This is a genomic window from Streptomyces sp. CBMA123 (assembly GCF_014596465.1).
In the GTDB taxonomy this organism is placed as follows: Bacteria; Actinomycetota; Actinomycetes; order Streptomycetales; family Streptomycetaceae; genus Kitasatospora.
The window spans coordinates 1-8,693 of the sequence record NZ_MECK01000227.1 but is presented as its reverse complement, the minus strand read 5'-3'; the positions used below and the strand labels follow the sequence as shown (position 1 = coordinate 8,693).

Below are 8,693 nucleotides of genomic sequence, written 5' to 3'. Positions count from 1 at the left end.
ACCGGCCCTGGCGCCGACGCCCGCCCCGGCCCGGGCCGCCGGCAGCCCGCCCGCCGGGACCGGTGGCAGCGGCACGGCGGCGGCGAGCAGGGCGACGGTGGCGGAGGCCGTCCCGTACGAGAGGTCGACGCCGAGCCGGGCCCGCCCGGTGGGGTCGGTGGCCGGTGCGGGGGTGCGGACCCGGGAGCGGACGGATTCCAGCAGGGCGCGGGTGAGTTCGCGGATGGCGGGCGCCTCGTCGCGCGGCTGGTCGGCGCCGGGCGGTTCGTCGTAGGCGTCCAGGTACGGGCGGCCGCCGCGGATGGCGAGCACATGGCCGGGCGGCACCCGCTGGACGCCCAGGTACGGGGTGCCGGTGCCGAGCGCCTCCGGGGATTCGGGGCAGGCGAGCCGGGCGGCGAGGTGGCCGGTGTCCAGGGCGGAGCCGACCAGGTCGGCGAGCGGGAGGGCGGCGGTGGCGTACGCGGTGCCGCCGGCCCAGGGGGTGTGGAAGACGGGCTGGGCGCCGGCGAGGTCGGTGAGCAGCAGGGTGGAGCGGGTGCCGGTGCGGAGCACCACGGTGTAGCTGCCGGGCCAGGCGGTGAGGTGGCGGACGGCGCCGCCGCGGGCGGCGGCGAGGCCGGCGGCGAGTTCGGGGTCGGTGGCCCCGCAGTGGCCGAGGACGGCGAGCCGGGTGGTGGCGGGGGTGTCCGCGACCGGGTCGGGGGTGGTGGGGCCGGTGCTGACGACGGCGGGGGCTCCGGGGCGGAGGGTGACCAGGCGGATCTCCTCGGGGCGCCAGTCGCCCACGGCCCAGAGCGGGTTGGGGCCGGTCCAGAGGGGTCGGGCGGCGATGGGGGCGACCGTGGCGAGGGCCTCGTGGGCGGGCACTCCCGCCCGGGGCGCACCCGTGCTCCAGCCCGTCAGCCACCGCATCGCGCCTCCACCGGACGAGGACCTGCACTCGCGCGGCGCGTCCGGCGCCGGGCGGGCGGCCGGGTGGGGTGCCGGGGCGGCCCCGGTTTCCGGGCGGCCCGCACGCGCGTCCGGGCGTGCCCTCGTTCCGGCGCGCCGTCAGGAGACATCGTGCCACCACCGGCCGCCGTCGGGGCCGGTGTTGTCGGTTCCGCTTCCGTTTCGGCGCACCCGGGGCAGGAGTTGGGCGCGGGGGTGGATGCGGGCGGGCCGGGCCTCCCCCTCCGTGGCCCGGACCGCCCGGGCGGCACCCTTGACATGGGCATCGCGAGATGGCCGAAAGGCGTCGCCCCGCCCGGGAGGGCATCCGCATGCCCTCCCGGACTCAACCGCCGCCCGCGGGGATTGAGGCGGCGGCATCCCCCGGCCCGCCGGGTCCTCGACGGCGGGCCGACCCACGACCACCAGCGAATCGCCGCGCGGCCGGTCGGGCCAGGGGGCACGGCCGGGCGCACGTGAACACGGGACCGGAGCACGGCGCTCCGGCGCGCGACGCGGCCGAACCGCCCCGGGTGGTCCGGACCAACTCCCGCGGCAGCCCGGCGCGACACCGCCGGGTGCGCGATCCCGCCATCCGGAATGCGGCCTCTTAACCGTCGGAACGCGTCCGACTACTCTAGGTACAGCAGCTACGGCCCGGCGCCGCCCGGGCCCCGCGCACAAGGCCGCAGGAGGTGCCGCCGCCACCATGACCGTCAGCCCACGAGGACCGAACGAACGGCTCGGCACGCTCCTGACCCTCGCCCAGATCAGCAACGCCGGACTGGCCCGCCGGGTCAACGACCTGGGCGCCCAGCGCGGTCTGACACTGCGCTACGACAAGACCTCGGTGGCCCGCTGGGTGAGCAAGGGCATGGTCCCGCAGGGGCCCGTCCCGCACCTGATCGCCACCGCGATCGGCGGCAAGCTCGGCCGGCCCGTCCCGCTGGAGGAGATCGGCCTGGGCGACACCGACCCGGCGCCCGAACTCGGCCTGGCCTTCCCGCGCGAGGTCGCCGACGCGGTGCGCTCGGCCACCGACCTCTTCCGGGTCGACCTCGACCTGCGGCGCGGGCCCGGCGGCGGCCGCTGGAGCGACAGCCTGGCCGGCACCTTCTCGGTCGCCGCGTACGCGACGCCCGTCTCCCGCTGGCTGATCAACCCGGCGGACGGCTCGGTGGCCCGCGAGGTGCCGCGCTCCCCCAGCGAGAACTCCTCCTACCGGGTCGGCCACTCGGACGCCGTCAAGCTCCGCGAGGCCGCCCAGGAGGCCCGCCGTTGGGACTCCAAGTACGGTGGCGGGGACTGGCGTTCGTCGATGGTGCCGGAGTGCCTGCGGGTGGAGGCGGCGCCGCTGCTGCTGGCCTCGTACAGCGACGCGGTCGGCCGGGCTCTGTTCGGTGCGACGGCCGAACTGACCAGGCTGGCCGGCTGGATGGCCTTCGACACCGGGCAGCACGAGGCGGCCCAGCGGTACTACATCCAGGCCCTGCGGCTCGCCCGGGCCGCCGCCGACGTGCCGCTCGGCGGCTATGTGCTGGCCTCGATGAGCCTGCAGGCCGGCTACCGGGGCTTCGCCGAGGAGGCCGTCGACCTCGCCCAGGCCGCGCTGGAGCGCAACCGCAGCCTGGCCACCGCCCGGACCATGAGCTTCTTCCATCTGGTGGAGGCACGGGCCCAGGCCAAGGCCCGCAACGCGGCGGCGTGCGCGACGGCGCTCGGCGCGGCGGAGAGCGCACTCGAACGGTCGCGCGCCGGGGACCCCGATCCGGCGTGGATCGACTTCTACGCCTACGACCGGCTCGCCGCCGACGCCGCCGAGTGCTTCCGCGACCTCGGAGTGCCCTCCAAGGTCCGGCAGTTCACCCGCGAGGCGCTGGCCAAGCCCACCGAGGGCTTCGTCCGCTCGCACGGCCTGCGGCTGGTGGTCTCGGCGATGGCCGAGGCCGAGGCGGGCAACCTGGACGCCGCGGTCGCCGCCGGCGAGCGCGCCGTCGAGGTGGCCGGCCGGATCTCCTCGCAGCGCAGCCGGGAGTACGTGGTGGAGATGCTGCGCCGGCTGGAGCCCTTCCAGGGTGAGCGCCGGGTACGGGAGTTGACCGAGCGGGCGCGGGCGGTGATCGTCGCTCCGGCGTGAGCCGCCGGAGCCGGCGGGACGGCCTGACGGAACGGCCTGACGGAACGGCCTGACGGAACGGCCCGATGGAACGGCCTGCCGATAAATGGGATGCACCTGCGGGAGGGGCCTGGATAAGGTCACTCTCGTCCAGGTGCGCAGGCAGAGGTTACTTCCACTCCTAATGGGCAGGTCGCGGGTTCGAGTCCCGCCACCGGTACTTTTCGGGCCGGTGTAGCTCAGTTGGTAGAGCAGCTTCGTCACCTCAGCCGACCTTGAACTCTGGACACCTACACGTGAATAGAATTCCGCACCTCCCGGTGCGAAGGCAGCGGTTACTTCTGGTAGGCGCCGGTATTCCGGCGCAGCGGTTCGAACCCGCGAAACACCGCCGCCGACCTGATCTCGGGAGGCAGCTGCGCTTCGGAGTGCCCGGTGCGCAGGCGGGGGTTACTTCGGATCTTGCGGCTCCGGGTTCAAATCCCGGGCGTGCCGTGCGCGAGTGCGGCCGCTAGCTCAATCCGGTAGAGCACAAGGCATACACCTCCGCCGAGGTCGGCCGTCGGACGACGGCCGGCATGATCTCGGGCACCCCGGCCGCGGCATGCCTCCCTCCCGTAGACGACCAAGCACGCCGAGGGGGGCTGCAGCATGTCCAGGTTCAACTTCCGCAAGGCCAAGGCGACTCCCACGTCGCCGGTGACCACCACCGGGCGACGCGTCGCCAACCGCAACGGCGGCGTCGGGTACGTCCGGGACGGCAAGTCCGAGCTGTTCCTGCTGGCCGTGGCCAACCTGGTCGGCCAGGACACCTTCTACGAGCGCGGCGGCGCCCGCGACGACCGCTACACCGCCCTGGTGCGCGAACTCGCCGTCAGCGACCCGGAGTGGACCCTCGGGCTGCTGCGCTGGCTGCGGTACGGGGCACAGCTGCGCACCGCCGCGCTGGTCGGCGCCGCCGAGTTCACCCGGGCCCGGCTGGACGCCGGCGCCCACGGGTACTCCCGGCAGGCCGTCGACGCGGTGCTGCGGCGCGCCGACGAGCCCGGCGAGCTGCTCGCCTACTGGACCTCGCGCTACGGCCGGGCGCTGCCCAAGCCGCTCAAGCGCGGCGTCGCGGACGCGGTGCGGCGGCTGTACGACGCCCGCGCGCTGCTCAAGTACGACACCGCGAGCAAGGGCTACCGCTTCGGTGACGTCCTGGAGCTGACCCACCCGACGCCGGACCCGGCCAAGCCCTGGCAGGGCGCGCTGTTCGGCTACGCCCTGGACCGCCGGCACCGGCCGGAGGAGGCCGTCCCGCCGGTCACCGACCGGATGCTGACCGCCAACCGCGAGCTGCTCGCGCTGCCGGTCGAGCAGCGCCGGGCCGCCGTGACGGCGCCGGACGGCGCGGAGCGGCTGGCCGCCGCCGGGCTGACCTGGGAGGCGCTGGCGGGCTGGCTGCAGGGCCCGCTGGACGCGCCGGTCTGGGAGGCGGTCATCCCCTCGATGGGCCCGATGGCGCTGGTGCGGAACCTGCGCAACTTCGACCAGGCCCGGGTGTCGGACGCGGTCGCGGCCGAGGTGGCCCGGCGCGTCTCGGACCGGGGCGAGGTGCGGCGCTCGCGCCAGTTCCCGTTCCGCTACCTGGCGGCCTACCGGCACGCGCCCTCGCTGCGGTGGGGGCACGCGCTGGAGACGGCGCTCGGCCACTCGCTCGCCAACGTGCCCGAGCTGCCCGGCCGGACGCTGATCCTGGTGGACCGCTCCGGCTCGATGTTCGACCGGCCCAGCGCGCAGACCCAGCTCAACCGGGCGGACTCGGCGGCGATCTTCGGCACCGCGCTGAAGGTGCGGGCGGCCGAGGCGGACCTGGTCGAGTTCGGCAGCAGCAGCCGGGTCATCGAGGTCGGCCGCGGGGAGGCGGTGCTGCGGGTGCTGGAGCGGTTCTCGAACCTCGGCGGCACCAACACCGCCGAGGCCGTCCGCACCCACTACCGGGGCCACGACCGGGTGGTGATCGTCACCGACGAGCAGCCCGGCTTCGGCTACCGGGGCAGCGACCCGCTGGCCGCCGTACCGGCCCGGATACCCGTCTACACCTGGAACCTGGCCGGCTACGCCACCGGCCACGGCCCGAGCGGCGTCGCCAACCGGCACACCTTCGGCGGCCTCAGCGACGCGGCCTTCCGGCTGATCCCCCTCCTGGAGGCGGGGGCCGACGCCGGCTGGCCCTGGGAGGTCTAGCGGGGGGACGGTGGTGTGCCGGGTCGGGGGACCGGGCCACACCACCACGCGGCCGGACGGGGGACGGCGGTGGACGCGCGGGGCCGGGGGCCCGGCGCGCGAGCGCCCCGGCCGCACCGGGGGTGGAGCCACTGGGGAGCGGCTCCACCCCGCACGGCGAGGTGGGCGGCAGTGTTCTGCCGTCCACCTCGGCATGCCCCACCCACAGCGGCACGACGGACGACGGACCACGCACGACGGACCACGCACCGAAGCGGCGGAGCCTTGACGGGCCGACCGACGCACGGCGCGACGTCGACCGGAGCGCGGCGCGAAGCCCGCCGAGGGCCACCGGTGCAACCTGCGGGAAACCGGCGCCGACGGCCGACTCCCGTGGCACCATCGGCCGCAGGGGTCGGGCGGCGGACGAGGAGCGCAGCGTGGCGGACGGCGGGTTCGATGTCGTGGTGGTCGGCGGCGGCATCGTCGGCCTGGCCACCGCGTACGCCCTGACCAGGGGCGACTCCGGGCTGCGGGTGGCGGTGCTGGAGAAGGAGAACGGCTTCGCGGCGCACCAGACGGGGCGCAACAGCGGGGTGATCCACAGCGGCGTCTACTACCGCCCCGGCTCGTACAAGGCCCGGTTCGCCGTCGCGGGCGCCGCCGAGATGGTGGCGTTCTGCCGCGAGCACGGCATCCCGCACGAGGTCACCGGAAAGCTGATCGTGGCGACCGAGGACGCCGAACTGCCCCGACTTGCGGCGCTGGCCGAGCGCGGCCGGGCGAACGGCATCCCGGTCACCGAGCTGGACCGGGCCGGGATCGCCCGGTACGAGCCGGCGGTCCGCGGGCGGGCCGGGCTGCACGTCGGCACCACCGGCATCTGCGACTTCCCGGCCGTCGCGACGACGTACGCCCGGCTGGCCCGGGAGGCGGGCGCCGAACTGCGGCCGGGCACCGAGGTCCGGACGGTCGCCCGGCGCCGGGACGGCGTGACGGTCGGCACCGCCGACGGGGAGCTGCGCTGCCGGGTGCTGGTGAACTGCGCCGGGCTGCACAGCGACCGGATCGCCCGGCTGGCCGGGGACGACCCGGGGGTGCGGATCGTGCCGTTCCGCGGTGAGTACTACGAACTGGCCGAGCAGCGCCGGGACTTGGTGCGCGGACTGGTGTACCCGGTGCCCGACCCGGCCTTCCCCTTCCTCGGGGTGCACCTCACCCGGGGCATCCACGGGGACGTCCACGTCGGCCCGAACGCGGTGCCCGCGCTGGCCCGCGAGGGCTACGACTGGCGCACCGTCCACCCGCGCGACCTGGCCGGGACCCTCGCCTTCCCCGGCACCTGGCGGATCCTCCGGCGGCACTGGCGCTACGAGGTCGGCGAGCTCCACCGCTCGCTGTCCAAGCGGGCGTTCACCACCGCCGTCCGGCGCCTGCTGCCCGCCGTGACCGCCGCCGACCTGGTGCCGGCCGCCGCCGGGGTACGGGCCCAGGCGGTGGCCCGGGACGGCTCGCTGCTGGACGACTTCGCCTTCGCCGGCTTCGACCCCGAGGACCCGCGCTCCCCGCGCCGCACGGTGCACGTGCTGAACGCCCCCTCCCCCGCCGCTACGGCCTCGCTGCCGATCGGCCGCGAGGTGGCCCGCCGGGCCCTGGCCGCGCTGGCGGCCGGCGGCTGAGCGGGGGCTGGTCCGGCGAAGGGCGCGGCACGAGCCCGGTGGGAGGCCGGCGGAGGCCCGGCGGGAGGGCGACGGGAGGCCCGGCGGGAGCCCCGCGGATGAACCCCGTCACACACCCCTCCGGGCGCCCCGCGCGGCCCCGTAGACTCGGGTGATTGTGACTGCCACCGCCCCGATCCCCCAGCAATCGCCGTCCGCCCGGCTGTCCGCGGCGCCGGCCGCCTACCCCGCGCCGATGTACCCGCACAAGGCCACCGAGGAACAGCACCGGGAGCGGCGCATCCGCAGCTTCCAGCCGCGCCGGGGCCGGATGACCAACGCCCAGGCGGGCGCCCTGGACCGGAGCTGGGAGACGTACGGCGTCCCGATCGACGGCACCCCGCTCGACCTGCCGGAGCTGTTCGGCGGCCTGCCGGTCACCCTGGAGATCGGCTTCGGCATGGGCGAGACCACCGCCGCGATGGCCGCCGCCGACCCGTCGACCGGCATCCTGGCCGCCGACGTGCACACCCCCGGCCACGGCAACCTGCTCGGCATGCTGGAGCGCGACGGCTCGCAGAACGTCCGGCTGGCCGCCGGCGACGCCGTCATCCTGCTGCGCGACATGCTGCCGGACGCCTCGCTGGCCGGCCTGCGGGTCTACTTCGCCGACCCGTGGCCCAAGCCCAAGCACCACAAGCGCCGGCTGGTCCAGCCGTCCTTCCTCGACCTGGTGCTGCCCCGGCTCGCCCCGGGCGCCCTGGTGCACTGCGCGACGGACTGGGAGCCGTACGCGGAGCAGATGCTGGCCGTGCTGTCCGCCTCGCCGGAGCTGGAGAACCTGCACCCCGAGGGTGACGGCACCGGCTGGCTGGAGCCCGCGGACCACCCGGACGGCAGCATCCCCGGCTACGCGCCCAGGCCGGACTGGCGGCCGCTCACCAAGTTCGAGCGGGCCGGGATCGCCAAGGGCCACGTGGTGCACGACCTGCTGTTCCGCCGCCGCTGACGCTCCGCCGCCGTTCGAACGGGCCCGGGCGGGCCGTACGGGCGGTCCGGCCCGGGACGAACCGTTCGTCCCGACTCCTCCCGACGGGCCGCCGCCGTGGCCTACCCTGTGCCGCATGGGCAGCCCGTCCGGCGGCGGCCGTGGCGTCCGGTCGGGGCGGGCCACCGTCCGCACCGCCGCCGACGCACCGGGTACGGTCCCGCGCCCCGGCGACACCCGGACCATCCCGGGGCCCCGGAGGCGCCGGGCCGACCGGCTGCTGCCCCGGCCCGGCGGCGCGTCACCGCCCGCCGCTCCCTCCGCACCGGGCTCCCCGGAACAGTCCCCCGGCCGTGGCCGCTCGGCGGCGCTCTCCTCGGTCACCGCGGCCGCCGTCCTGATCCTGAGCTGCTGCGGGGTGCTGATCCTGTACCTGGTCCATCGGCAGACCGGCACCGTCGGACTGCTGGTGGGCCTCGGCCTGGCGATGGTGCCGCTGCCCTTCGTGCTGGGCGGCCTGGCCTGGCTCAACCTGACCGCCCGGGTACCGCTGCGGCACACCGTGTTCTGCCTCGGCTGGGGCGCCTGCGCGGCCACCACCGTCGCGATCCTCGCCAACAACTGGACCGCCGACTACCTGACCACCCACCAGGGCGCCCTCGGCGGGCTGCTCGGCGCCGGGATCGCCACCCCGGTGATCGAGGAGAGCGCCAAGGCCACCGCCCTGCTGGTGCTGCTCCTGCCGCTCGGCCAGCGGCTGCGCTGCCACGGCCGCCGCTCCGGCCGGCCC

Annotated in this window: 5 protein-coding genes, 1 tRNA gene and 1 pseudogene; 6 read left to right on the top strand and 1 reads right to left on the bottom strand. The window is 76.1% G+C overall.

From position 1 onward, the window contains the following. Positions 1-915 (bottom strand): annotated as a pseudogene (locus tag BG452_RS24290) (asparagine synthase); the annotation flags it as partial. A 727-nt stretch (positions 916-1,642) separates the two neighbouring features. On the opposite strand from BG452_RS24290, the gene BG452_RS24285 reads away from it, so the two are divergent. The 6 genes from BG452_RS24285 to BG452_RS24260 form a co-directional block, all read left to right on the top strand. Further along, the gene (locus tag BG452_RS24285) at positions 1,643-3,070 is read left to right on the top strand and encodes an MFS transporter (protein WP_188306484.1); all 1,428 of its coding nucleotides are present in this window, start codon (positions 1,643-1,645) and stop codon (positions 3,068-3,070) included. A 207-nt stretch (positions 3,071-3,277) separates the two neighbouring features. Next, positions 3,278-3,422, top strand: a tRNA-OTHER gene (locus BG452_RS24280). Positions 3,423-3,700: 278 nt separating this feature from the next. Beyond that, positions 3,701-5,278, top strand: a complete 1,578-nt coding sequence (locus BG452_RS24275) for a TROVE domain-containing protein (RefSeq protein WP_188306483.1) — start codon at positions 3,701-3,703, stop codon at positions 5,276-5,278. Positions 5,279-5,697: 419 nt separating this feature from the next. Beyond that, entirely contained in the window at positions 5,698-6,936 is a 1,239-nt protein-coding gene (gene lhgO / locus BG452_RS24270) for an L-2-hydroxyglutarate oxidase (RefSeq protein ID WP_188306482.1), read from the top strand. A gap of 157 nt (positions 6,937-7,093) precedes the next feature. Continuing rightward, positions 7,094-7,924, top strand: a complete 831-nt coding sequence (gene trmB, locus BG452_RS24265) for a tRNA (guanosine(46)-N7)-methyltransferase TrmB (protein WP_317621202.1) — start codon at positions 7,094-7,096, stop codon at positions 7,922-7,924. 115 nt (positions 7,925-8,039) lie between these two features. After that, on the top strand, positions 8,040-8,693 hold a 654-nt coding region (locus tag BG452_RS24260), incomplete at its 3' end, for a PrsW family glutamic-type intramembrane protease (protein WP_188306481.1).

Excerpts from the sequence above, each read along its gene's own strand:
- BG452_RS24285 (WP_188306484.1), top strand. The coding sequence starts at position 1,643 with ATGACCGTCAGCCCACGAGGACCGAACGAACGGCTCGGCACGCTCCTG.
- BG452_RS24275 (WP_188306483.1), top strand. The coding sequence starts at position 3,701 with ATGTCCAGGTTCAACTTCCGCAAGGCCAAGGCGACTCCCACGTCGCCG.